The sequence below is a fragment of the Oleiphilus sp. HI0125 genome (assembly GCF_001635355.1).
In genome coordinates this window covers 1-648 of record NZ_LWGF01000535.1, presented here as the reverse complement: position 1 = coordinate 648, position 648 = coordinate 1, and the positions used below count along the sequence as shown (strand labels likewise).

1 protein-coding gene is annotated in these 648 nt (G+C 39.0%); it reads left to right on the top strand.

Translation table 11 applies throughout. The annotated features are described in order from the left end of the window. Positions 1–611 (top strand): hypothetical protein (locus A3762_RS06750; RefSeq protein ID WP_068754629.1); only part of this gene is annotated, 611 nt, incomplete at its 5' end. Positions 612–648 lie beyond the last annotated feature (37 nt).

Sequence of the window (648 nt, the reverse complement as noted above, 5' to 3'; positions counted from 1 at the left end):
CAATGATTACGCAAGTAATGCTGCTCACAGCATTTTTATTGTCTCCGGTTTTGTTTTTCTTGAGCGCACTATCACCGTTGTTATTTGAATCCTTTCTTCCAGAAAAATGGCATGGCTCAGCCGTTTATTTCCAGCTAATGTGTTTAGCCGGTTTATTTAACCCAATAGCTTCGATAAATCTCAATGTACTAAGGGTGAAAGGTTACTCAAACATTGTCTTCTATATAGGTGTTGTTAAAAAGGCCTTGGCAATAGCGGTTTTTATTTGCACTCTCCCGTATGGTATTACTGAAGTGATCGTTGGCCAAATTGCCGTTTCGATAATAGGTTACGTGCCAAACGCATACTATTCTACGAAACTACTTAATTATTCTATTCCCACACAGCTCTCTGATTTTTTGCCGAGCTTTGTCCTGTCTGGCGTAATCGCTTCTATGATCTTTTGGTTGCAATATGTTTTGGATTGGCGACCTATATATGAGCTTGCGAGCCTTGGCTTGATCGCTGCAATGCTATATCTTGCTGTTGCCTCGTTACTAAACCTCAAGCCGTATCAATTTGCCTTCCACTTTTTTAATAGAAGATTTAATAATTTGCGCTTTATACCTTAAACCGAAGACCTTACTTGTTAGTTTGCAAGTATTCAAG